Genomic DNA, 23683 nt, shown 5'->3' with positions numbered 1-23683 from the left:
ATAACCGATATTGGTTTAACAAGGCGCTGAACAGAGCGCCTTTTTTTATTGGCATCGGTTATGTTAAAAGAAGAAATCAACGAAAAGGAGGGATGATGAAAACGATCGGCCTGTTAGGTGGAATGAGCTGGGAATCGACAATCCCTTATTATCGCCTGATTAACGAAGGGGTGAAGCAGCGTCTGGGTGGTCTGCACTCCGCAAGCCTGCTCCTGCACAGCGTGGATTTCCATGAAATCGAAGCCTGCCAGTCGAGCGGCGAGTGGGATAAAGCCGGGGAGATCCTGGCCCAGGCGGCGCTCGGGCTTGAGCGGGCCGGCGCCGAGGGGGTAGTGCTGTGTACCAATACCATGCACAAGGTGGCGTCGCATATTGAGAACCGCTGCTCGCTGCCGTTCCTGCATATCGCTGACGCGACCGGGCGTGCAATTGCGGCATCCGGGATGCGCCGCGTAGCGCTGCTGGGCACACGCTACACCATGGAGCAGGATTTCTACCGCGGGCGCTTACACAGCGAGTTTGGGATCGAAAGTCTGATCCCGGAAGAAGAAGACCGGGCGCGCATCAATCAGATTATCTTTGACGAGCTCTGCCTTGGAACCTTCAGTGAAACCTCCCGCGCCTTCTATGTCAGCGTCATCGAGAAACTCGCGCAGCAGGGGGCCGAAGGGGTGATCTTTGGCTGCACGGAGATCGGTTTACTGGTACCCGTTGAGCGAAGCCCTCTCCCGGTATTTGATACCACCGCTATCCATGCTGCGGATGCCGTGGCGTTTATGTTGTCCTGAGCGTCCGGTTCTGGTTACGTGTTGGCGGCGTCATAAGCGGATTGTGCCGCCACAATAGCATCAATATTATTTTCCACCCAGTGCGCCAGCACCGTCACCGTTTCAGTTAACGTCTGGCCAAGCGGTGTCAGGCTGTACTCGACTGTGACAGGTACCGTGGCGAATATCTTTCGCGACACCAGCCCATCTCGTTCCAGCTTGCGTAAAGACTGGGTCAGCACCTTTTTGGTGATTCGCTGAATATCGCGTTGAAGATGATTAAAGCGCATCGGTCCATTCTCAAGGCGCGCAAGGATTAACAGTGCCCACTTATCGGCGATACGCGTCAGCACGCCGCGTGTCGGGCAGCGCTCATCGAACACGTTGTAAGGAGGCATCTCCTTTTTCAATACTGCTGTAGGGGTCATGGTGGTTCCCTCGAGGTAACCAGGTGAGATAAAAGTGCCTTCTTACGCCCGTGAATATTTGCGTGTATAAAACGACGTAAGGTTTCTATTTGATACCAGGGAACCGAAAATGGCAACGGGCTCGCAGAGCAATTTTAAAATCGTCTTAATCGTTTGACTCACAAGGCAATATTGCATCAGGAGATAAATCATGAGCGTTGTAGTTATCTATTATTCTGGCTACGGTCATACTAAACGCGTTGCAGAAACAGTCGCCGAGGGCGCGCAGGCTGAGCTGATCGCCATTGACAGCAATGGCGATATTCAGGAAAGCGACTGGCAAAAACTCAACGATGCTAAAGCGATTATTTTTGGCGCGCCAACCTACATGGGAAGCGTACCGTGGCAGTTTAAGAAATTCGCTGATGCGACCTCTAAAGCCTGGTTCGTGCGTAGCTGGCAGGACAAAGTGTTCGCGGGCTTCAGCAACAGCGCCAGCCTGAACGGTGATAAGCAGGTGTCGTTACAATACCTGCAAACGCTGGCCTCTCAACACGGTGGGATTTGGGTGAGCCTGGGGCTACCGCCGTCAAATACGCTTGCCGCTACCCGTCAGGACATTAATAATCTGGGCGGTTCTGTTGGTTTATTGGTGCAGTCTCCTTCAGATGCCGATGCTGGCGCCATTGCCAGCGGCGATCTGCAAACCGCGGTGAAATTCGGCGAGCGTGTAGCGGCTATTGCGAAACGTTTTAACTGAGTGTTCAGGCGCCCGCTGTTTAGTGGGGCGTCTGATTCAACATCTTATTCAGCCGGTCGGTCAACATACTTAGCCCTCCTTGCAGATGCTCACTGAACGCCTCCACCAGCGCCGACGCCGGGCGATGCAATGGGCGGATTAGGCTCACGGTAAAAGGAACCGAGACGCTAAACCGACGCACAACAATTCCACTTTCCGCATAGTCCAGCGCCGTAAGCGGATTCACCACCGCGACGCCGACGCCTGCGCGCACCATCGCACAAATCGAGGCCGCGCTGTGCGTTTCTACCACCATTCGCCGTTTTACCTGATGCTCGGCAAACAGGGTATCCAGCAGCTGTCGATAACTGTCGGTCTGCGACAGGCTAATGTAGTTTTCCCCATGGAAATCTTCCGGCGTGAGCACCGCCTTACCGGCAAGCCGATGTCCGGCGGGCAGAACGCACACTTCATCTAATGAGAGCAATTCCGTGCGCGCCGTGCCCGCTGGGGAGGAGAGGGTCTCGGTTATCCCTAAATCATGGCGCTGAGCCGAAAGCCACTCTTCAAGCAGGGGAGACTCCTGCGGCACGATGGTGAGGCTGACCTCCGGATAGCGGGCCAGAAAGGGCTGGAGCAGCATCGGCAAAAAGGATTGCGAGAAGACGGGCAGGCAGACAATCGACAGCTCGCCCTGGCGAAACTCGCGCAGGCTTTCCGCGGCACTCACTATTCTGTCCAGCCCGTACCAGGAGCGCTGGACTTCCTCAAACAGACGTAACCCCTGTACCGTCGGGTGAAGCCTGCCCCGCGTGCGTTCGAACAGCTTCAGCCCCAGCACTTTCTCGAAGCGGGCCAGCTCGCGGCTTACCGTCGGCTGCGAGGTATGCAGCATCTGTGCGGCTTCGGTGAGATTACCGGTGGTCATCACGGCGTGGAAAATCTCGATATGGCGTAAATTGACGGCGGGCATAGGGCACCTGAAAGCAGAGAACTGTCCATATCATTTTTGCATAGACTCGCGATAAAACGATATTTTTTATTCTCTTTGCGGTGTGGCGTAATCATCAAAACGCATTTATCCGGAGAAAACCATGCCACGCCCGCTGAACCAGACTGATACCGATTTGAACGCCGACAACCTGCTGCGCCTGCCTGCCGAGTTTGGCTGCCCGGTGTGGGTCTACGACGCGCAGATCGTCCGCGAGAAGATCGCCGCCCTGCATCAGTTCGACGTGGTGCGTTTTGCCCAGAAGGCCTGCTCCAATATTCATATTCTGCGCCTGATGCGCGAGCAGGGCGTGAAGGTGGACTCCGTGTCACTCGGCGAAATCGAGCGTGCGCTGGCGGCCGGATACGATCCGAAAGCTGACAGCGACGCGATCGTCTTTACCGCCGATGTGATCGACGATGCGACGCTTGAGCGCGTTCACGAGCTGCAGATCCCGGTGAATGCCGGTTCTGTGGATATGCTGGAGCAGCTGGGTCAGGTTTCTCCCGGCCATCGCGTCTGGCTGCGCGTGAACCCGGGCTTTGGTCATGGCCACAGCCAAAAAACCAATACCGGCGGCGAAAACAGCAAGCACGGGATCTGGTATGCCGATATGCCTGCCGCGCTGGAGGTATTACAACGCTACAGCCTGAAGTTGGTGGGGATTCATATGCACATTGGATCAGGGGTGGATTACGGCCACCTGGAGCAGGTGTGCGGCGCGATGGTGCGTCAGGTTGTCGACTTCGGTCAGGATCTGGAGGCGATCTCTGCGGGCGGCGGTCTCTCCATTCCTTATCGCGAAGGGGAAGAGGCGATCGATACCGATCACTATTACGGTCTGTGGAGCGCCGCGCGCGATCAAATCGCCGCGCATCTTGGCCACGCGGTAAAACTGGAAATTGAGCCGGGCCGTTTCCTGGTGGCAGAAGCCGGTGTGCTGGTTTCGCAGGTGCGCAGCGTGAAGGAGATGGGGTCTCGCCACTTCGTACTGATTGACGCGGGCTTTAACGACCTGATGCGTCCGTCCATGTACGGCAGCTATCACCACATTACCGCCCTGGCTGCCGACGGCCGCGATTTAACGCAGGCGCCGCGCGTTGAGACGGTCGTTGCGGGGCCGCTGTGCGAATCGGGTGACGTGTTTACCCAGCAGGAAGGCGGCAAAGTGGAGACCCGCGCGCTGCCAGAGGTCAAGCCGGGGGATTATCTTGTGCTGCACGACACCGGCGCGTACGGGGCGTCAATGTCCTCTAACTACAATAGCCGCCCGCTGCTGCCGGAAGTGCTGTTTGATAACGGCAAGGCGCGGCTGATCCGCCGTCGCCAGACCATTCAGGAACTGCTGGCTTTAGAACTCATCTGAGTAAAGTAGGGCCCGGTGGTGACCGAATCGCGTAATACCAGCGTGCCGGTAAACGGCGGGATGGCATCGACCGGCTGGTTTCTTGCCAGCCGGATCGCCTGATCGATGGCGGTGACAATCATATTGTCGATGGGCAGATAAACCGATGAGAGCGCAGGCTCCAGCCATTTCGCGCTTGGGGCATCGTCAAAGCCGAACAGTGAAATATCCTGCGGGATTTTAAGCCCCGCTTGGTGCAACGCTTTGGACGCGCCCAGCGCCATGTCGTCGTTACAGGCAAACAGGGCGCTAAACGATACACCGTCGGCAATCAATTCCTTGCACAGCTCATATCCCCCGGTCATTCCCGCATCGCCGTACTTAATCCGACGCTCGTCCAGACGGATGCCGTGCTTTTCCAGCGCCTTGCGATAGCCCATCAGCCTCGCTTTCCCGGTTGGGGTATGGATCGGGACGGTGATACAGGCGATCTCCCGATGCCCCTGTTCGATCAGATAATCCACAGCCTTAAATGCGGCATCCTGCTGTTCGAAGAACACGCAGCGATCCGGTGCCTGGCTCACTTCACGGTTAATGACCACCAGCGGTGTTTTTACGGTGTTCATCAGTTTGATGATCGCTTTTTCGCTCATATAGCGCGTATAAAGCACGATGGCATCGCACTGGCGATCGGCCAGCATCTGCACCGCCTGTTCTTCCTGTTCCGGTGCGTCGTGACCGTCGGTGACGATCAGCTGTTTCCCGTGGGTTTCAGTCTGCCGCGACGCCTGCTGGAGAAGGCGGCCAAAGTAAAAGCCGTCGAAGGTCGAGACGACCAGACCAATGCTGTTGCTGGTCTGGTTAGCCAGCGAGCGTGCGAGAAAGTTCGGCCGATAGCCCAGCTCTTCCATCGCAGCAAACACCTGCTGACGCGTACTCTCTTTAACCTGACCCGTGCCGTTCAGCACGCGCGATACCGTGGCCTTCGACACGCCCGCGCGCAGTGAGACATCCAGCATTGTTGCCATTCTACATTCCTGCTTCCACGTAATGATCTGCAGTTTAACACAGAGCTTACGCCGTATAAGCGATGCGGGAAGCGCAAAAATTCCGCCACGATCACGCTTTTTGGTAACGATTCGTCAGGCCTGCCTGAAGTCAAACTAAATAGTCTGACTCTGGTAAAATAATCGCCAATCGAGCTGGAGACGTCAGGCCAGCCCATTAATGAGAATACGCAGGTGAAACGTGAAAAAGACAGTTATCCTCCCGCTCTACGATGCACCGCAGTATGCTGAGCAGGTTACCGACTGGATCTGGCAGGCCTTTGGCGAAGGGCTTCCCCGGGAATTTTTCCACAGTATTGTTGAGCACAGCCAGACGCCGGGGGCATTACCGTTGACGTTTATTGCCGTTGAGGACGAAAAGCTTCTTGGTACGGTGGGGCTCTGGCGCTGCGATTTGATCACCCGACAGGATCTCTGTCCGTGGCTGGCGGCGCTGTACGTTGACGACGCGGCGCGAGGCAAGGGGCTGGCGGGAGAACTTCAGCGGCATGTTATCGCTTACGCCGCGCAGTTCGGGTATGAGGAGCTCCATCTCTGGTCTGCCTGCCGCGACTTCTACGAACGTTACGGCTGGCAGTATATCGGTGATGGGCTGGAATACCCCAACACGCGGGTTCACCTCTACCGTTATTCGCTCTGCGCTTCTGCAGGTGACGCAACGGAGTGACGACGGACCAGCGTCGGGCTAAACAGATGCGTTATTTCCGGCGGCTGACGCTGTTCAGCCAGCGCGAGTGCCAGCTCGGCGGCCTGCGTTGCCATGGTGATGATAGGGTAGCGCACGGTAGTCAGCCGCGGGCGAACGTAGCGGGAGACCAGCACGTCGTCGAAGCCAATCAGTGAAATTTCGGCCGGTACCTCAATCCCGTTGTCATTCAACACCCCCATCGCTCCTGCGGCCATGGAGTCGTTATAGCTGGCAACCGCCGTGAAATTCCGTCCGCGACCCAGCAGCTCGGTCATGGCCTGTTCACCGCCGCTCTCATCCGGTTCGCCGTAGGCCACCAGACGGTCATTACACGGCAGCCCGTTTTCACGCAGGGCGTCGTAGTAGCCCTGCAGGCGATCCTCCGCATCGGAAATCGGGTGATTGGAACAGAGATAGCCAATTCGGGTATGGCCCTGCTGAATCAGGTGCCGCGTGGCAAGCCAGGCACCGTAGCGGTCGTCGAGCGCCACACAGCGTTTCTCAAAACCGGGAATGATACGGTTGATAATCACCATGCCCGGCATCTGCTTCATCAGATGAATCAGTTCGGCATCCGGGATCATTTTGGCATGAACCACCAGCGCCGCGCAGCGGTGACGGATCAGCTGCTCAATGGCCTGGCGTTCCTTTTGTTCGTTATGATAGCCATTGCCGATCAGCAAAAAATTGCCTGTCTGATAAGAAACCTGTTCAACCGCTTTCACCATGGCGCCGAAAAAGGGATCGGAAACATCGCCCACCACCAGCCCGATGGTTTCTGTCGACTGCTGGGCGAGCGCGCGGGCATTGGCATTGGGATGATAATTCAGGGATTCCATGGCGCTTTGTACCGCCTGACGTGATGCGTCACTGGCTTTTGGTGAATCATTAATTACGCGCGAGACGGTTGCCACCGACACGCCTGCCAGACGGGCCACATCCTTTATTGTCGCCATTCATTACCTTCTTATTGGGGGTAAGCGTTTACACACCAAATAGTGTTGCGGAAAAGCGCCGTGCATTCAAGGGGAGCGGATTTTCGCGCTCCACAAACGTGACGCAGCACACCCCTGGCGGTGTAATCGTTACACGCCCAGTCATGTCTGAAGAATGTGAATCTGAACCTTTAGTTACACTTTGCCTCAGGCTGTTGCGATTGTCCGATAGCAAGGGTGTTAAAGAGGTTGATACAGTTGAGATCCCAGAGGTATTGATTGGTGAGAATTCTTAGTACGGTTTCGTACTCATCTCTTGCACCAACCTGCGCGGATGCGCAGGTTTTTTTTCGCCTCCACTTTTGCTGTCGCTCCCTTAACACTTCTCGTGTAATCTGCCACCATTTACTATCGACCCTCCACACTGGCTGGCAAAGGGAGTTGAGATGCTATTTGGGTTCTTCCGTACGCTTTTCCGTATTCTGTTTCGCATCCGCATCACCGGCGATGCCCGGGCGCTTCGCGGCGAACGCGTTCTCATCACACCAAACCATGTTTCCTTTATAGACGGCATCCTGCTGGCGCTGTTTTTGCCCGTGCGCCCGGTGTTTGCGGTGTATACCTCCATCAGCCAGCAGTGGTACATGCGCTGGCTCACGCCGTTGATTGATTTTGTCCCGCTCGACCCGACAAAACCGATGATGATTAAACATCTGGTACGCCTGGTCGAGCAGGGGCGCCCGGTGGTCATTTTTCCGGAAGGGCGTATCTCCGTGACCGGTTCGTTGATGAAAATCTACGACGGTGCGGGGTTTGTCGCGGCGAAGTCAAAAGCGACCGTGGTGCCGCTGCGTATTGAAGGCGCGGAGCTGACCCATTTCAGCCGTCTCAAGGGGCTGGTGAAGCAGCGTCTGTTCCCCAAAATCACGCTGCATATCCTGCCGCCAACGTCGTTACCGATGCCCGACGCGCCGCGTGCCCGCGATCGCCGTAAAATCGCCGGGGAAATGCTGCATCAGATTATGATGGAAGCGCGTATGGCCGTGCGCCCGCGCGAAACGCTGTACGAATCCCTGCTTTCCGCGCAGTACCGCTATGGCGCGAAGAAAAACTGTATCGAAGACATCAACTTTACCCCGGATACCTATCGCAAACTGCTGACCAAGACCCTGTTTGTGGGCCGTATTCTGGAGAAGTACAGCAAAAAGGGCGAAAAGATTGGCCTGATGCTGCCTAACGCGGGCATCAGCGCGGCGGTGATTTTCGGCGCGGTTTCCCGGGGCCGGATCCCGGCGATGATGAACTACACGGCGGGCGTGAAGGGGCTGACCAGCGCCATTACTGCCGCTCAGATTAATACCGTCTTTACCTCCCGTCAGTTTCTGGACAAAGGCAAACTCTGGCACCTTCCCGAGCAGCTCACCCAGGTGCGCTGGGTCTTCCTGGAGGATCTGAAAGCGGACGTGACCACCGGCGACAAGCTGTGGATTTTTGCGCATCTGCTGGTGCCGCGTCTGGCGCAGGTCAAACAGCAGCCGGAAGATGACGCCATTATCCTCTTCACGTCAGGCTCGGAGGGCAACCCGAAAGGCGTCGTCCACAGCCACAAGAGCATTCTGGCGAACGTTGAGCAGATTAAAAGCATCGCCGACTTTACCGCGAACGACCGCTTTATGTCGGCGCTGCCGCTGTTCCACTCTTTTGGCCTGACGGTGGGGCTGTTCACGCCGCTCCTGACCGGCGCAGAAGTGTTCCTCTACCCGAGCCCGCTGCATTACCGCATTGTGCCGGAGCTGGTGTATGACCGTAACTGTACCGTTCTGTTCGGGACCTCAACCTTCCTGGGGAACTATGCGCGCTTCGCCAATCCGTATGATTTTTATCGCGTGCGGTATGTGGTGGCTGGCGCGGAAAAACTGCAGGAGAGCACGCGCCAGATCTGGCAGGACAAGTTTGGCCTGCGCATTCTCGAAGGCTATGGCGTTACCGAGTGTGCGCCCGTGGTCTCGATTAACGTGCCGATGGCGGCGAAACCGGGCACGGTTGGCCGAATTCTGCCGGGGATGGACGCGCGTCTGCTGGCGGTGCCGGGCATTGAGGACGGTGGCCGCCTGCAGCTGAAAGGGCCAAACGTGATGAACGGGTATCTGCGCGTGGAAAATCCGGGCGTGCTGGAAGCGCCTACGGCGGAAAACGTCAACGGCGAGATTGAAACCGGCTGGTACGACACCGGCGATATCGTCCGTTTCGATGAGCAGGGCTTTGTACAGATTCAGGGACGCGCGAAACGCTTCGCCAAAATCGCCGGTGAAATGGTCTCTCTGGAAATGGTGGAGCAACTGGCGACGGCCGTGTCCGCGGATAAGATGCATGCGACGGTGGTGAAGAGCGATGCCAGCAAAGGCGAGGCGCTGGTGCTGTTTACGACCGACGGTGAGCTGAAGCGCGACAGGTTACTGAGCTATGCGCGTGAACACGGTATTCCTGAACTGGCCGTGCCGCGCGATATTCGCTACCTGAAACAGCTCCCGGTGCTGGGCAGCGGAAAACCCGATTTCGTGACCCTGAAAGGCATGGTTGAAGAGGCGGAACAGCAAAATGCGTGAGTCAGTACACACTAACACATCCCTCAGGTCGAAAGGCATGATGGCCGTAATCGCCGCGCAGTTTCTTTCTGCGTTCGGTGATAACGCGCTGCTGTTTGCCACGCTGGCGCTGCTGAAAGCCGAGTTTTACCCCGACTGGAGTCAGCCGATCCTGCAGATGGTGTTTGTGGGCGCTTACATTATTTTTGCTCCGTTTGTGGGGCAGGTGGCGGACAGCTTCCCGAAAGGCCGGGTGATGATGTTTGCCAACGGCCTCAAGCTGCTGGGGGCGGCCAGCATTTGCTTTGGCTTCAATCCGTTTATTGGCTACACGCTGGTGGGCATTGGCGCCGCTGCCTACTCCCCGGCGAAGTACGGCATTCTCGGCGAGCTGACCACCGGGGATAAGCTGGTGAAAGCCAATGGTCTGATGGAGTCATCTACCATTGCCGCTATCCTGATTGGCTCCGTTGCGGGCGGCGTGCTGGCCGACTGGCATGTGCTGGCGGCACTGGGCGTGTGTGCAGTGGTGTATGGCGGGGCTGTCGTGGCGAACCTGTTTATTCCGAAGCTGCCTGCGGCTCGCCCGGGTCAATCCTGGCGATTTAAACCGATGACCGGCAGTTTCTTTACCGCCTGCCGCGTGCTGTGGCGTAACGGTGAAACGCGTTTCTCCCTGATGGGGACCAGCATGTTCTGGGGCGCGGGCGTCACCCTGCGCTTCCTGCTGGTTCTGTGGGTGCCGGTGGCGCTGGGCATTACGGACAACGCGACGCCAACCTATCTTAATGCGATGGTGGCCATCGGCATTGTGGTTGGGGCGGGCGCGGCGGCGAAGCTGGTCACGCTGGAGACGGTCGCACGCTGCATGCCCGCAGGGATCCTGATTGGCGTCGTGGTGCTTATCTTCTCGCTGCAGCATGCGTTGTTGCCCGCGTATGCCCTCCTCATCCTGATTGGTATTCTGGGGGGCTTCTTCGTGGTGCCGCTGAATGCGTTACTGCAGGAGCGGGGCAAGCAGACCGTCGGGGCAGGCAATGCCATTGCGGTACAAAACCTGGGTGAAAACCTGGCGATGCTGTTAATGCTGGGGCTTTACTCGCTGGCGGTAAAAGTGGGTGTGCCGGTGGTCGGGATTGGCGTCGGGTTTGGCGGGCTGTTTGCGATTGCGATTGCGGGTTTGTGGATGTGGCAACGTCGCCGTTGATATCTGGCCGGGTGGCGGCTTCGCCTTACCCGGCCTGGGTTTGAGCACCTGTAGGCCCGGTAAGCGTAGCGCCACCGGGCAAAAGCGTCAGGCTATGGTGCAGGATAAGTATAAACCTGATGCACTGCTTCAATCTCCGCTAACACCTCTTCACTCAGGTTCAGGTGGAAACTCTCAATATTGGTTTTCAGCTGTTCCATCGTGGTTGCGCCCAGCAGGGTACTGGCAACAAACGGCTGACGACGCACGAAGGCCAGCGCCATCTGCGCAGGGTCAAGACCGTGACGCTTCGCGATATCCACATAAGCGGCAACGGCTTTCTGCGTCTGCTCGCCGCTGTAGCGAGTAAAGCGGCTAAAGAGGGTGTTACGCGCCCCGGCCGGTTTCGCGCCGTTCAGGTATTTCCCCGTCAGGGTGCCGAAGCCGAGACAGGAGTAAGCAAGCAGTTCCACTTCTTCATACTGCGACACTTCGGCCAGGCCCACTTCATAGCTGCGGTTAAGCAGGCTGTACGGGTTCTGAATAGTCACGATACGCGGCAGATCGTGCTTATCCGCCAGGTGCAGATAGCGCATGACCCCAAAGGCCGTTTCGTTAGACACGCCAATGTAGCGGATTTTTCCCGCACGCTGGCATTCGGTCAGCGCTTCCAGCGTTTCCAGCAGCGTCACCACGGGGGCGCTCTCATTCCAGCTGTACCCGAGCTTGCCAAAGCAGTTGGTTGGCCGCTGCGGCCAGTGTACCTGGTACAGGTCAAGATAGTCGGTTTGCAGGCGCTTGAGGCTGGCGTCCAGCGCGGCGCGGATATTTTTGCGATCGAGGATCTGGTTCGGGCGGATCCCGGTATCGTTGTTGCGCGCGGGGCCGCTGACTTTGGAGGCAATCACCAGCTTTTCACGGTTGCCGCGTTTTGCCAGCCAGTTACCAACGTAGGTTTCGGTAAGTCCCTGCGTCTCAGGACGTGGCGGAACAGGGTACATCTCTGCGACATCAATCAGGTTAATGCCCTGGCTGACGGCATAATCGAGTTGTGCATGGGCATCGGCTTCGCTGTTTTGTTCACCAAATGTCATCGTGCCCAACCCCAGTTGGCTAATTTCCAGAGCGCTGTGGGGGATACGGTGATAATGCATAGCCGGCTTCCTCAGTAGACATATAAACCGCGTCAGGGCGTACCCGACAAAGGAATATAAACATGGCAGAGGGGAAGCAAAAGGGGAAGAAAAAAATCAAAAAGGCCAGCAAGCGACTGACCTCTCTCTGATTATCGCTCGATAATTTGCGATACTTCGTCGCGATTGATCTGCATTTTATTGCCTTCCTGGTCGCGGTAGCTGACCAGACCGGTATCATCGTCGACTTCGGGTTTACCGTCGGTCAGGATCATTCGACCATCTTTTGTCGCCATGACGTAATCGCTGCTACAGCCCGATACGGCAAACGCTAAACCGACTGCTGACACTAATACTGCCCATTTTTTCATCGTTATCGTCCTCATCTGGCTTGTATCAAATCATAATCTAGTATTAACCCGATATGGCGACTTGAGGAAGCGGTAAAATCTTAAAAAGCAGTCGATTATGTTTGAGAGCTCTCAAAATAAGTAAAAAACTATGTTTTCAACAGGAAATGACGTGCGAGTAGTGCGCCGGTGAAATTCTTTTTGAGATAAAAACCGCGCGGCAACGTCAGTATCGGCTCACCCTGCGCGCCGATTGCCTCGGTAAGGGCTTTACTGTTGGCTGCTTTTGGGCGCAGCTGTAATACCTCTCCGTGTCGGGCGGTGATGCGCTCAACCTGCCCAAGAACAATCATGTCCATCAGCTCCTCCCAGTCCAGACGCAGCTGATGCTCCTCATTCTCGTCCGGGCTCCAGAGCAGCGGCGCGCCAACGCGACGGTCGGCCAGGGGGATCTGACGCTCACCCTCAACCGGTACCCACAATACGCGCTTCAGCTTGTGACGAACGTGGCTGGTTTCCCACGTTACGCCGGTATTGCCGGTTAATGGCGCAACGCAGACAAAGGTGGTCTCAAGCGGCTTGCCCTGGCGGTCTACAGGAATGGTTTTTAGCTCCACGCCAAGGGCTGCAAAATCTTGCTCAGGTTTGCTCCCTGCGCTTGCACCCAGCCATAGCTCCAGCAGCATGCCGATCCAGCCTTTATCTCGTTTCAGATCCTTCGGGATCGGCAGCCCGGCCATTGCTGCCAGCTCGCCAAGCGAAAAACCGGCCAGACGCTGTGCCTGCAGTAGCAACTGGCTCTCGCTGGACGGTGGTGAGCCCAAGGGTGTAAGCGGATGCATGACGGTAACCTTTTGATTAAAAAATAAACGAAGAATTTGTCCCCTGTGGATAGAGTTTAACTTTTTCTGTACCAATATGACATCTCTATGATTTATAGGTTTTTTTATCGGTCTGAAATCGTTTCGCCTGGGTGGAAAAAGCGGTTGTTCAAATCTGGTCACTGACAATGAACAGGATCTTACACCATGTTATCCACAGAAAAATGGGATAACTGGGCATAACCCTGACTACTGTTTCCATTTACAGCCTTGACGTGCGATGAAAATCGAATTTTCACACAAATTGTGACTAACTTATTGGCACAATCTGTGGATAAAAGCGACGCTGTTCGATCTTTCATCAGCACGACGATCCCTGGTGTGACGATCGTCACGCCATTCAGTTTTTTGTTTACGTAAATGCATATAACTCTATGAATATAATCATGTTAATGAATGCGAGCAAAAGAGGGTGTGCGGCGGTCGTTGAGGTTGTTCATCGGTAATCAGACACTTCTTCACAACTATATCCACAGAAAAGGTGAATAAAATTCCCTTCACTGTCGCTCATCTGTTTATAACTCAGCACTTATTTGTGAGTTATTCAATTGTTATTAGGTTGCAGGCCTGTAAGAGAGTGGTTTACCGCCTCCCTGTAGTGTGAAACAATCATTCATATATAAGGTTTAGTTTGGGGTAGTCCGGTGATTGATGACGATGGCTACCGCCCGAACGTAGGAATAGTAATTTGTAATCGTCAGGGCCAGGTGATGTGGGCCCGTCGATATGGTCAACACTCCTGGCAGTTCCCGCAAGGCGGGATCAATCCGGGAGAGTCCCCAGAACAAGCGATGTACCGGGAGCTTTTTGAAGAGGTCGGTTTGAGCCGAAAAGATGTTCGCATCCTGGCTTCGACCCGCAACTGGTTGCGTTACAAGTTACCGAAACGTTTGGTGCGTTGGGACACAAAGCCGGTTTGTATCGGCCAGAAACAGAAGTGGTTTCTGTTGCAGTTGGTGGGCAACGATTCAGACATCAATATGCAAACCAGCAGTACGCCGGAGTTTGATGGCTGGCGCTGGGTGAGCTATTGGTATCCTGTTCGTCAGGTCGTGTCATTTAAGCGCGATGTTTACCGTAGGGTGATGAAAGAGTTTGCAAGTGTGGTGATGCAGCTTCAGGAGATCCCGCCTAAGCCGCAGAGCGCACCTGCCTGGCGACGTAAAAGAGGTTAAGCTACGCAAATCATGCTCACCCGCTTGCGAGAAATAGTCGAGAAGGTGGCCAGCGCGCCGCGTCTGAACGAGGCGTTGAATATTCTGGTCACCGACATCTGTCTTGCGATGGAGACCGAGGTCTGTTCGGTGTATCTGGCCGACCACGATCGGCGCTGCTATTACCTGATGGCGACCCGTGGTTTGAAAAAACCACGTGGACGCACCGTTACGCTCGCATTTGATGAAGGTATCGTGGGTCTGGTTGGGCGACTGGCTGAACCCATTAACCTTGCTGACGCGCAAAAACACCCCAGCTTTAAATACATCCCTTCCGTAAAAGAAGAGCGCTTCCGCGCTTTCCTTGGCGTGCCGATTATCCAGCGTCGCCAGCTGCTCGGCGTGCTGGTTGTCCAGCAGCGTGAGCTACGTCAGTACGACGAAAGCGAGGAGTCTTTCCTCGTCACGCTGGCCACGCAGATGGCGGCGATCCTCTCTCAGTCTCAGCTTGCCGCGCTCTTTGGTCAGTATCGCCATACGCGCATTCGTGCCCTTCCGGCATCGCCAGGTGTAGCGATTGCTGAAGGCTGGATGGATGCCACGCTGCCGCTCATGGAGCAGGTTTACGAAGCCTCAACGCTTGATGAAGCGCTTGAGCGCGAGCGTCTTACCGCCGCGCTGGAAGAGGCCGCGAATGAATTTCGTCGCTACAGCAAACGCTTTGCCGCAGGCGCGCAAAAAGAGACGGCGGCCATCTTTGACCTCTATTCGCACCTGCTTTCCGATGCGCGTCTGCGTCGTGAGCTTTTTGCGGAAGTGGATAAAGGCTCGGTCGCGGAGTGGGCGGTTAAGAAGGTCATCGAAAAATTTGCCGATCAATTTGCGGCTTTGACCGACGGTTACCTGAAGGAGCGGGCAGGCGATCTGCGCGCCCTGGGGCAGCGCCTGCTGTTCCATCTTGATGACACCATTCAGGGCCCGAATGCCTGGCCAAAACGGTTTGTTCTGGTCGCCGACGAACTCTCGGCAACGACGCTGGCTGAACTGCCGCAGGACAGGCTGGCCGGTGTGGTGGTACGCGATGGTGCCGCCAACTCACACGCCGCTATTATGGTGCGCGCGCTGGGCATCCCTACCGTTATGGGGGCGGACATTCAGCCGTCGGTGCTGCACCGACGTACGCTGGTGGTCGACGGCTATCGCGGTGAGCTGCTGGTCGATCCTGAGCCAGTTCTGCTCCAGGAATACCAGCGTCTTATCAGCGAAGAGAATGAACTAAGCAAGCTGGCGGAAGATGACGTTAACCTGCCCGCCCAGCTTAAGAGCGGTGAGCGGATCAAAGTCATGCTCAACGCCGGTTTAAGCCCCGAGCATGAAGAGAAGCTGGGCAGCCGCATCGACGGCATTGGCCTGTACCGAACCGAAATCCCGTTCATGCTGCAAAGCGGTTTCCCCTCTGAAGAGGAACAGGTGGCGCAGTATCAGGGCATGCTGCAGATGTTTAACGACAAACCTGTCACCCTGCGAACCCTGGACGTCGGGGCGGATAAACAGCTGCCCTATATGCCGATCAGCGAAGAAAACCCGTGCCTGGGCTGGCGTGGGATCCGCATTACGCTCGATCAGCCGGAGATCTTCCTGATCCAGGTGCGCGCGATGCTGCGCGCCAACGCGGCGACGGGCAATCTCAGCATCTTACTGCCGATGGTCACCAGCATTGATGAGATCGACGAGTCCCGGCGACTGATCGAACGTGCTGGCCGTGAAGTGGAAGAGATGATCGGCTATGCGATCCCGAAACCGCGGATTGGGGTCATGCTTGAAGTGCCTTCGATGGTCTTTATGCTGCCGCAGCTGGCAAACCGCGTTGATTTTATCTCTGTCGGCACCAACGACCTGACGCAATATATTCTGGCCGTCGACCGTAACAATACCCGCGTCGCCAGTATCTACGATAGCCTGCATCCGGCGATTATTCGCGCCTTAGCGATGATTGCCCGAGAAGCGGAGCAGTACGGCATTGATTTACGCCTGTGCGGTGAAATGGCCGGGGATTCCATGTGCGTTGCGATCCTGATTGGTCTGGGATACCGCCATCTGTCGATGAACGGTCGCGCTGTTGCTCGCGTGAAATACCTGTTGCGGCATATCGACATCGATGATGCCCGCGAGCTGGCAGAACGCAGCCTTGAGGCGCAGCTGGCAGCGGAGGTCCGTCATCAGGTCGCGGCGTTTATGGAACGACGCGGTATGGGCGGTCTGATCCGCGGCGGGCGGTAATCGCCTTTCGCCCTCTCCCTGTGGGAGAGGCGCGAGGTGAGGGCACCAGCGCGCATAAAACCCTATACACATCTTTTACATCTCTGGCGCATCCTCCGCGCCCGCCTTATGCTATGATTCGCAACTTTGGAGCCTCTGCTTACGGCAGAATCGCATTTCTACCGCTGTCCACTTTCAGCGGAATAACAACATCTTGTGGTGACAGATGAACAGTGGTTATCTGCATTTTCCGGAATTTGATCCGGTCATTTTCTCAGTAGGACCTGTTTCGCTTCACTGGTACGGTCTGATGTACCTGGTGGGCTTCATTTTTGCCATGTGGCTCGCTGGCCGTCGCGCCAGCCGTCCTGGCAGCGGCTGGACCAAAAACGAAGTTGAAAACCTGCTGTATGCGGGCTTCCTCGGCGTATTCCTCGGTGGCCGTATTGGGTATGTGCTGTTCTATAACTTCCCGGTATTCCTGAACGATCCGCTCTATCTATTCCGCGTCTGGGACGGCGGCATGTCCTTCCATGGCGGCTTGATTGGGGTGATCCTGGTGATGGTGATTTTTGCCAAACGCACCAAACGCAACTTCTTCCAGGTGTCCGATTTTATCGCGCCGCTGATCCCGTTTGGTCTCGGGGCGGGCCGTCTGGGCAACTTCATCAACGGTGAGCTGTGGGGCCGCGTCGACCCGAGCGTTTCCTTTACCATGCTGTTTCCGGGCTCGCGCGCGGAAGACATGGCGCTGCTGCCGTCGCATCCTGAGTGGCAGTCCATTTTCGATACCTACGGCGTGCTGCCGCGCCATATGTCTCAGCTGTACGAGCTGGCGCTGGAAGGCGTGGTGCTGTTTATCATCCTCAACCTGTTTATCCGCAAACCGCGCCCGATGGGGGCTGTCTCCGGCCTGTTCCTGATTGGCTACGGCGCATTCCGTATTATCGTTGAGTTCTTCCGCCAGCCGGACGCACAGTTTACCGGCGAGTGGGTACAGTACATCAGCATGGGGCAGATCCTCTCCATTCCGATGATTGTCGCGGGTGCCATTATGATGATTTGGGCGTATCGTCGTCGTCCACAGCAACAGATTTCCTGAGGAACCATGAAACAGTATCTTGAACTGATGAAAAAAGTGCTCGATGAGGGCACGCCGAAAAACGACCGCACCGGCACCGGTACGCTCTCCATTTTTGGCCACCAGATGCGCTTCAACCTGCAAGAAGGTTTCCCGCTGGTGACGACAAAGCGCTGCCATCTGCGCTCGATCATTCATGAACTGCTCTGGTTCCTGCAAGGCGATACTAACGTTGCGTATCTGCACGAAAATAACGTCTCAATCTGGGACGAATGGGCAGATGAAAACGGCAATCTGGGCCCGGTTTACGGCAAGCAGTGGCGCGCATGGCCCACGCCTGATGGCCGCCATATTGACCAGATCACCACCGTGATGAACCAGCTGAAAAACGATCCGGACTCGCGCCGCATCATCGTTTCCGCCTGGAACGTCGGCGAGCTGGATAAAATGGCGCTGGCACCGTGCCACGCGTTCTTCCAGTTCTATGTGGCGGATGGAAAGCTCTCCTGCCAGCTCTATCAGCGCTCCTGTGACGTGTTCCTCGGCCTGCCGTTTAACATTGCCAGCTATGCGCTGTTAGTTCACATGATGGCGCAGCAGTGTGACCTGGAAGTGGGCGATTTCGTCTGGACCGGTGGGGATACCCATCTCTACAGCAACCATATGGAACAGACGCATCTCCAGCTGACCCGCGAACCGCGTGCGCTGCCGAAGCTGATTATCAAACGCAAACCGGCATCAATCTTCGATTACCGCTTTGATGATTTCGAGATTGAGGGCTACGATCCGCACCCGGGCATCAAAGCGCCCGTCGCGATCTGATGCGATAAAGCCTGACACAACCGGTGCTGTTTAGCGCCGGTTTTTTTTCGCCTTTCTCCCGTTTCCCGAAGCGTTATCCAGAAAGCCTGCAACGCGCTGCAACTCTCCCAATTCTGCGGATAACGTCTCGTAAAACGAGGATCCGATGCTCGTCATGTCCACGGCGCTTCGCCACACTCCCGGTATGAAAAAAGAGAACGGTTTTACGCTTATCGAAACGCTGGTCGCCGTTTCGCTTGTCGTCATCCTTAGCGCCTCGGGCCTGTACGGCTGGGACAGCTGGCAACGGCAGCAGCGGTTGTGGCAAACCGCCAGCCAGGTGCGAGATTACCTGCTGTTTCTGCGCAACCATGCCAACCGCCACAACCGCGACCATCAAATTACCCGTCAGCGGATGGGGGACCGGGACTGTCTGGCGAGCTCTGCCGTGCAAGGCTGTGAGAAGGACAGTCCCTTTGTGCTGATACCCCTCTGGCCTGAGGTCACGATCGGCGAGGTCACGCCGTCCCTCGGGTTCTATGGATTACGGGATACGGCATGGGCGGGGCGGATACGCGTTCAAAGCCGTGCTGGAGAATGGCTGATTATGGTCTCAAATGGAGGACGCATCAGGATGTGTCAGGTCTCTGAGGGAGGTGCATGTTGATGAGGCAGCGCGGTTTCTCACTAACAGAAGTGCTGATTGCCACGGCGATGAGCAGCCTTTTGCTGATAAGCGCATCGCGTTTTTTACCCGGGCTACAGCGGGCCGTATTACTGCAATCCGGCCAGCGAGAGCTGGAAGAAGAGGTCTGGCAACACCTGTTCGCCCTCGGCAAACAGCTTCAGCGTGCGGGGTACTGCGCGGGAAATTGCCAGGGACAGGCGCTGGCGATCGGCAGGCAGGGGAGCTGCATCATTGTGCGATGGGATGCCAACAGTAACGGTCGCTGGGATAGCAGCGCATCAGAAAATGACAGCACCGGTTTTCGTCTGGAATCGGGGGCGCTGGAAACCCTGCGTGGCGCGACGTCGTGTGAAGGAAAAGGGTGGGAAAAGCTCACGGACCCGGACAGGATTGCGATCGCGCATTTTGTCGTGAGGAAAGTGGAACATGCCGGTTTTGCGCCAGAGCTGAATATCGAACTGGCCGCGAGGCGTAAAGGCGATAAAGGGGAACTCTGGCAGGCGTTGTATACGGTCACGGGGTATAACCTGTGAGCCGTCAACGCGGGATGTCTTCGCTGGCGCTGGTTCTGCTTTTACTGGTGCTCGGTACCCTGATCCTGACGGGGCTAAACCAGCAGGTCACAACGTTCAGTGCGCTCGTTGGCGGTGAGAGCCGCTCGCTTCAGCAGCAGGCGACGGTACAGTCCGCGCTTGAGTGGGGACGTGTTCAGCGCTGGGCGCCAGAGCTACAAATCCAGTGCAAAACGACATCGACATGGCGAGTGTGTTTGCGTCAACTGAGTGAGGTGCGTTTACTACTGATAGCCAGCGGCAACGACCTGCTGCTCTGGCGCGCAGGAGAGATCGTCGACGGGAACGTTCGCTTTTCGCCTCACGGCTGGAGCGATTTTTGTCCCCTTAAGGAGAGCGCGTTATGTCAGTTGCCGTGAGCAGAGAAAAAGGGTTTAGCATGGTTGAGGTCCTGCTGGCGATGATGCTGCTGGTGGTGGTCGTGACCGCACTGTCGGGGTATCACCGGGCGCTGGCGGCGCGGTTCACCGCATTTAACCAGTATCGCCAGCTCTGGCACCATGCCTGGAACCAGTCTCAGCTCTCAACAAATGTTCTTCCTGCAGGCTGGCAGGCCCGTCGGGGGCAGACAACGCTCGCAGGATGTGTCAGCATCACGGTTACACTTATTTCTCCTCTGGGGCGGCGCGGTGAGTTAACGCGTCTGCATTGCCCGGTTAGCCAGTAGTCGGGAGCGTCTATGTTAAGGGTCTACCACTCAAATCGTCTGGATGTGCTGGAAGCACTGATGGAGTTTATCGTTGAGCGCGAGCGGCTTGACGATCCTTTTGAGCCTGAAATGGTGCTGGTGCAGAGCACCGGTATGGCACAGTGGCTGCAAATGTCGCTTTCCCGCAAGTTTGGTATTGCCGCGAATATTGATTTTCCGCTGCCGGCGAGCTTCATCTGGGAGATGTTTGTCCGCGTGTTGCCGGATATCCCGGAGCAGAGCGCGTTCAACAAGCAGGCCATGAGCTGGAAGCTGATGGCGCTGCTGCCGGAAATGCTGCAGCACGATGAATTTGCCATGCTGCGTCACTACCTCAATGACGATACCGACAAGCGCAAGCTGTTCCAGCTGGCGTCGCGCACCGCCGATCTCTACGACCAATACCTTGTTTATCGCTCTGACTGGTTAATTCGTTGGGAAGCGGGCGAGTTGGTTGAAGGCCTGCCGGAGGCGCAAATATGGCAGGCCCCGCTGTGGAAAGCCCTGGTAGAGCATACGGAGAAACTGGGCCAGCCTAAGTGGCACCGTGCCAATCTCTACGATCGGTTTATCTCGATACTTGAAAATGCGTCGGAGCGCCCGGCCCGACTGCCGTCACGCGTATTTATCTGCGGAATATCCGCATTACCCCCTGTCTATCTGAAAGCGTTGAATGCGCTGGGTAAACATATTGATATCCATATTTTGTTTACCAACCCTTGCCGACAGTACTGGGGGGATATCCTCGACGAACGCTGGCTGGCGCGGCTGGTGACCCGCCAACGAAAACGCCTTTTTGAAGAACGATCCATCCCGCTGTTTAAAGACGGCTCGACGGCCGGGCAGCTTTTCGATGAAGACGGTATTCAGAACCTGCCCAATCCGCTGCTTGCCTCATGGGGGAAGCTGGGGCGTGACTACATTCACATGCTTTCAGACATCACTTCCTCAGGTGAAGGTGACGTGGATGCCTTTGTTGAGATCGCCCCGGACAGCCTGCTGCATAATATCCAGTTAGATATTCTGGATCTGGAAAACCGTGCCGTCATGGGCGTGACGGCGAACGAGTTCGAACGCAGCGACAATAAGCGAAAACTGGATCCTGACGATCGCAGTATCACGATCCACGTTTGTCACAGCCCGCAGCGTGAGGTCGAAGTGCTTCACGACCAGCTGCTGGCGATGCTGCAGGAAGATCCCGACCTGACGCCACGCGATATCGTGGTGATGGTGGCGGATATCGACAGCTACAGTCCCTTTATTCAGGCCGTTTTTGGCAGCGCAACGGGCGAGCGATACCTGCCTTACGCGATATCTGACCGTCGTGCCCGTCAGTCGCATCCGGTATTGCAGGCGTTTATCACTCTCCTGTCACTGCCGGATAGCCGGTTTATCTCCGAAGACGTCCTGGCGTTGCTGGATGTTCCCGTGCTGGCCGCACGCTTCAACATCAATGAAGAGGGCCTGCGCTACCTTCGTCAGTGGGTTAACGAGTCTGGCGTACGCTGGGGGATCGATGACGATAACGTTCAGGAATTCGAGCTTCCCCCTACCGGGCAGCACACCTGGCGATTTGGCCTGACGCGTATGCTGTTGGGCTATGCCATGGAAAGCAGCCAGGGCGAGTGGAATGAGGTGCTGCCTTACGATGAGTCCAGCGGGTTAATTGCTGAACTGGTGGGGCATTTAGCATCGCTATTAATGCAGCTTAACCGCTGGCGATATGCGCTGTTGCAGCCGCGTCCACTTGAAGAATGGCTCCCTGTCTGCAGGGCGTTACTCAATGATTTCTTCCTGCCGGACAATGACACCGAAGCGGCCATGGCGCTCATTGAAACCCAGTGGCAGGCTATCATCGACGAAGGCGTGAATTCTCACTACCACGAGGCCATCCCGCTCTCGCTGTTGCGGGATGAGCTGACGCAGCGGCTTGACCAGGAGCGAATCAGCCAGCGTTTCCTGGCGGGTCCTGTCAATATCTGCACCCTGATGCCCATGCGCTCTATCCCGTTCAGGGTAGTCTGCCTGCTTGGCATGAACGACGGTGTGTATCCGCGCGCGCTGCCGCCGCTGGGGTTCGATTTGATGAGCGCAAACCCTAAACGGGGCGATCGTAGCCGCCGTGATGATGACCGCTACCTCTTCCTGGAAGCGCTCATTTCCGCGCAGAGTAAGCTCTATATCAGCTATATCGGTCGTTCCATTCAGGACAACAGCGAGCGTTTCCCCTCCGTACTGGTGCAGGAGCTGGTGGACTATATCGGCCAGAGCCACTACCTGCCGGGAGATGAGGAGCGCAACTGTGATGAGAGCGAGCAGAGGGTGAAAGCCCATATCACCTGTTTCCACAGCCGCATGCCGTTTGACCCGGTGAACTATATTGCCAGCGAGCGCCAGAGCTACGCCCTTGAGTGGTTGCCGGCGGCGAAAAAGGAAGGGAATGCGCATACCGATTTCATTCAGGAACTTGACCCGCGCCCTATCGACACTCTGACCTTCGAGCAGCTTCAGCGGTTTTGGGCGCATCCGGTGCGCGCCTTTTTCCAGCAACGACTGCAGGTCAACTTCCGCTCTGAAGAGAGCGAAATTCCTGAGGCAGAGCCGTTTACGCTGGAAGGTCTGGAGCGCTATCAGTTAAATCTGCAGCTGCTGAACGCGCTGGTTGAAGAGGAAGATGCCGACAAACTTTACCGCCGCTACCGTGCTGCAGGTCAGCTGCCCTACGGAGCGTTTGGGGAGATCGTCTGGGAGGCGCAGTGTCAGGAGATGACCGCCCTGGCAGAGCGCGTACGAGCGTGCCGACAGCCAGGGAAAAGTATTGAAATCGATCTCAACTGCAACGGGGTACAGCTCACGGGCTGGTTAACCCAGGTTCAGCCGGATGGGCTGCTGCGCTGGCGGCCCTCTATGCTCAGCGTTTCCCAGGGTTTGCAACTCTGGCTCGAACATCTTGTCTACAGTGCGGGTGGGCATAAAGGCGAAAGCCGGATTTTCGTGCGCAAAGAGGGCGAGTGGCGCTTCCCGCCGATGGAAGCCGAGCAGGCGTTAGGGTATCTCTCTTTGTACATTGAGGGCTACCGCCAGGGAATGAACAAACCGCTCCTGTTACTGCCGGAAAGTGGCGGCGCCTGGATAAAAGCCTGTTATGACGCGCAGAATGATGCGATGTTAACGGATGAGGCTTCGCTGCAGAAAGCACGCAGCAAATTTATGCAGGCCTACGAAGGAAACATGATGGTGCGGGGCGAAGGGGATGATGTCTGGTATCAGCGTTTGTGGCGAACGCTCGAGCCAGAATACCTGGAGGCTATCACGGAAGAGGCGCAGCGCTACCTGCTGCCGTTGTTTAAATTTAATCAGTCATGA

Annotated in this window: 22 protein-coding genes; 15 read left to right on the top strand and 7 right to left on the bottom strand. The window is 56.4% G+C overall.

Annotated features, from left to right (window positions below; translation table 11 throughout):
- Positions 1–95: 95 nt before the first annotated feature.
- Positions 96–788 carry an aspartate/glutamate racemase gene (locus ACMGGQ_RS16710; RefSeq protein WP_045909899.1) on the top strand — a complete coding sequence of 231 codons (693 nt, stop codon included), beginning with the start codon at positions 96–98 and terminating at the stop codon, positions 786–788.
- Positions 789–802: 14 nt separating this feature from the next.
- Here ACMGGQ_RS16710 and ACMGGQ_RS16705 read toward each other — a convergent pair whose 3' ends face one another.
- Positions 803–1195 carry a winged helix-turn-helix transcriptional regulator gene (locus ACMGGQ_RS16705; protein WP_074180413.1) on the bottom strand — a complete coding sequence of 131 codons (393 nt, stop codon included), beginning with the start codon at positions 1193–1195 and terminating at the stop codon, positions 803–805.
- Positions 1196–1385: 190 nt separating this feature from the next.
- Here ACMGGQ_RS16705 and ACMGGQ_RS16700 point away from each other — a divergent pair, with 190 nt between their 5' ends.
- Positions 1386–1934, top strand: coding sequence for a flavodoxin family protein (locus tag ACMGGQ_RS16700; RefSeq protein WP_045909897.1), 549 nt, complete (start codon positions 1386–1388; stop codon positions 1932–1934).
- 19 nt (positions 1935–1953) lie between these two features.
- On the opposite strand, the gene ACMGGQ_RS16695 is transcribed toward ACMGGQ_RS16700, so the two are convergent.
- A complete protein-coding gene (locus ACMGGQ_RS16695; RefSeq protein ID WP_069720001.1) occupies positions 1954–2886 on the bottom strand; it encodes a LysR family transcriptional regulator in 933 nt (310 codons plus the stop codon).
- A gap of 121 nt (positions 2887–3007) precedes the next feature.
- Here ACMGGQ_RS16695 and lysA point away from each other — a divergent pair, with 121 nt between their 5' ends.
- Positions 3008–4270 carry a diaminopimelate decarboxylase gene (gene lysA / locus ACMGGQ_RS16690; RefSeq protein ID WP_048224715.1) on the top strand — a complete coding sequence of 421 codons (1263 nt, stop codon included), beginning with the start codon at positions 3008–3010 and terminating at the stop codon, positions 4268–4270.
- Here the strand turns inward: lysA and ACMGGQ_RS16685 are convergent.
- Positions 4240–5277 (bottom strand): LacI family DNA-binding transcriptional regulator, encoded by a 1038-nt coding sequence (locus ACMGGQ_RS16685; RefSeq protein ID WP_111967509.1) that lies wholly within the window; start codon positions 5275–5277, stop codon positions 4240–4242. The two genes, lysA and ACMGGQ_RS16685, sit on opposite strands and share 31 nt — an antisense overlap.
- 220 nt (positions 5278–5497) lie before the next feature.
- Between ACMGGQ_RS16685 and ACMGGQ_RS16680 the strand changes: the two genes are divergently transcribed.
- Positions 5498–5983, top strand: coding sequence for a GNAT family N-acetyltransferase (locus tag ACMGGQ_RS16680; protein ID WP_045909893.1), 486 nt, complete (start codon positions 5498–5500; stop codon positions 5981–5983).
- Here ACMGGQ_RS16680 and galR read toward each other — a convergent pair.
- Positions 5944–6960 carry an HTH-type transcriptional regulator GalR gene (gene galR, locus ACMGGQ_RS16675; protein ID WP_021242019.1) on the bottom strand — a complete coding sequence of 339 codons (1017 nt, stop codon included), beginning with the start codon at positions 6958–6960 and terminating at the stop codon, positions 5944–5946. The two genes, ACMGGQ_RS16680 and galR, sit on opposite strands and share 40 nt — an antisense overlap.
- A gap of 425 nt (positions 6961–7385) precedes the next feature.
- Between galR and aas the strand changes: the two genes are divergently transcribed.
- Positions 7386–9545, top strand: a complete 2160-nt coding sequence (aas, locus tag ACMGGQ_RS16670) for a bifunctional acyl-ACP--phospholipid O-acyltransferase/long-chain-fatty-acid--ACP ligase (RefSeq protein WP_111967510.1) — start codon at positions 7386–7388, stop codon at positions 9543–9545.
- On the top strand, positions 9538–10731 hold the full coding sequence (gene lplT / locus ACMGGQ_RS16665) for a lysophospholipid transporter LplT (protein ID WP_111967511.1): 1194 nt from the start codon (positions 9538–9540) through the stop codon (positions 10729–10731). Before aas ends, lplT begins: the two co-directional genes overlap by 8 nt.
- A gap of 92 nt (positions 10732–10823) precedes the next feature.
- On the opposite strand, the gene ACMGGQ_RS16660 is transcribed toward lplT, so the two are convergent.
- The 3 genes from ACMGGQ_RS16660 to mutH form a co-directional block, all read right to left on the bottom strand.
- Positions 10824–11864 (bottom strand): NADP(H)-dependent aldo-keto reductase, encoded by a 1041-nt coding sequence (locus ACMGGQ_RS16660; protein WP_420290299.1) that lies wholly within the window; start codon positions 11862–11864, stop codon positions 10824–10826.
- A 131-nt stretch (positions 11865–11995) separates the two neighbouring features.
- Complete coding sequence (locus ACMGGQ_RS16655; RefSeq protein ID WP_008499668.1) at positions 11996–12214, bottom strand: YgdI/YgdR family lipoprotein; 219 nt, start codon at positions 12212–12214, stop codon at positions 11996–11998.
- Positions 12215–12342: 128 nt separating this feature from the next.
- A complete protein-coding gene (gene mutH, locus ACMGGQ_RS16650) occupies positions 12343–13035 on the bottom strand; it encodes a DNA mismatch repair endonuclease MutH (RefSeq protein WP_045909890.1) in 693 nt (230 codons plus the stop codon).
- A 683-nt stretch (positions 13036–13718) separates the two neighbouring features.
- Between mutH and rppH the strand changes: the two genes are divergently transcribed.
- From rppH to recC, 9 genes are all read left to right on the top strand, one after another.
- Entirely contained in the window at positions 13719–14249 is a 531-nt protein-coding gene (rppH, locus tag ACMGGQ_RS16645) for an RNA pyrophosphohydrolase (protein WP_013098553.1), read from the top strand.
- Between the two features lie 12 nt (positions 14250–14261).
- Positions 14262–16508 (top strand): phosphoenolpyruvate--protein phosphotransferase, encoded by a 2247-nt coding sequence (ptsP, locus tag ACMGGQ_RS16640; protein ID WP_032643187.1) that lies wholly within the window; start codon positions 14262–14264, stop codon positions 16506–16508.
- Positions 16509–16713: 205 nt separating this feature from the next.
- Positions 16714–17589, top strand: coding sequence for a prolipoprotein diacylglyceryl transferase (gene lgt, locus ACMGGQ_RS16635; protein ID WP_048224706.1), 876 nt, complete (start codon positions 16714–16716; stop codon positions 17587–17589).
- 6 nt (positions 17590–17595) lie between these two features.
- Positions 17596–18390, top strand: coding sequence for a thymidylate synthase (gene thyA / locus ACMGGQ_RS16630; RefSeq protein ID WP_014885081.1), 795 nt, complete (start codon positions 17596–17598; stop codon positions 18388–18390).
- A gap of 184 nt (positions 18391–18574) precedes the next feature.
- On the top strand, positions 18575–19036 hold the full coding sequence (locus tag ACMGGQ_RS16625; RefSeq protein WP_406915607.1) for a prepilin peptidase-dependent protein: 462 nt from the start codon (positions 18575–18577) through the stop codon (positions 19034–19036).
- Complete coding sequence (locus tag ACMGGQ_RS16620) at positions 19030–19590, top strand: prepilin peptidase-dependent protein (RefSeq protein ID WP_420290298.1); 561 nt, start codon at positions 19030–19032, stop codon at positions 19588–19590. Before ACMGGQ_RS16625 ends, ACMGGQ_RS16620 begins: the two co-directional genes overlap by 7 nt.
- The gene (locus ACMGGQ_RS16615) at positions 19587–19988 is read left to right on the top strand and encodes a DUF2509 family protein (RefSeq protein ID WP_420290297.1); all 402 of its coding nucleotides are present in this window, start codon (positions 19587–19589) and stop codon (positions 19986–19988) included. The genes ACMGGQ_RS16620 and ACMGGQ_RS16615 overlap by 4 nt, the downstream gene beginning before the upstream one ends.
- A complete protein-coding gene (locus ACMGGQ_RS16610) occupies positions 19973–20296 on the top strand; it encodes a prepilin-type N-terminal cleavage/methylation domain-containing protein (protein ID WP_223539510.1) in 324 nt (107 codons plus the stop codon). The genes ACMGGQ_RS16615 and ACMGGQ_RS16610 overlap by 16 nt, the downstream gene beginning before the upstream one ends.
- Positions 20297–20308: 12 nt before the next feature.
- Entirely contained in the window at positions 20309–23683 is a 3375-nt protein-coding gene (gene recC, locus ACMGGQ_RS16605; RefSeq protein ID WP_420290296.1) for an exodeoxyribonuclease V subunit gamma, read from the top strand.

The organism is Enterobacter sp. BNK-13 (assembly GCF_048685015.1).
Lineage (GTDB): Bacteria > Pseudomonadota > Gammaproteobacteria > Enterobacterales > Enterobacteriaceae > Enterobacter > Enterobacter quasiroggenkampii.
This window is presented reverse-complemented; position numbering and strand designations above follow the sequence as displayed.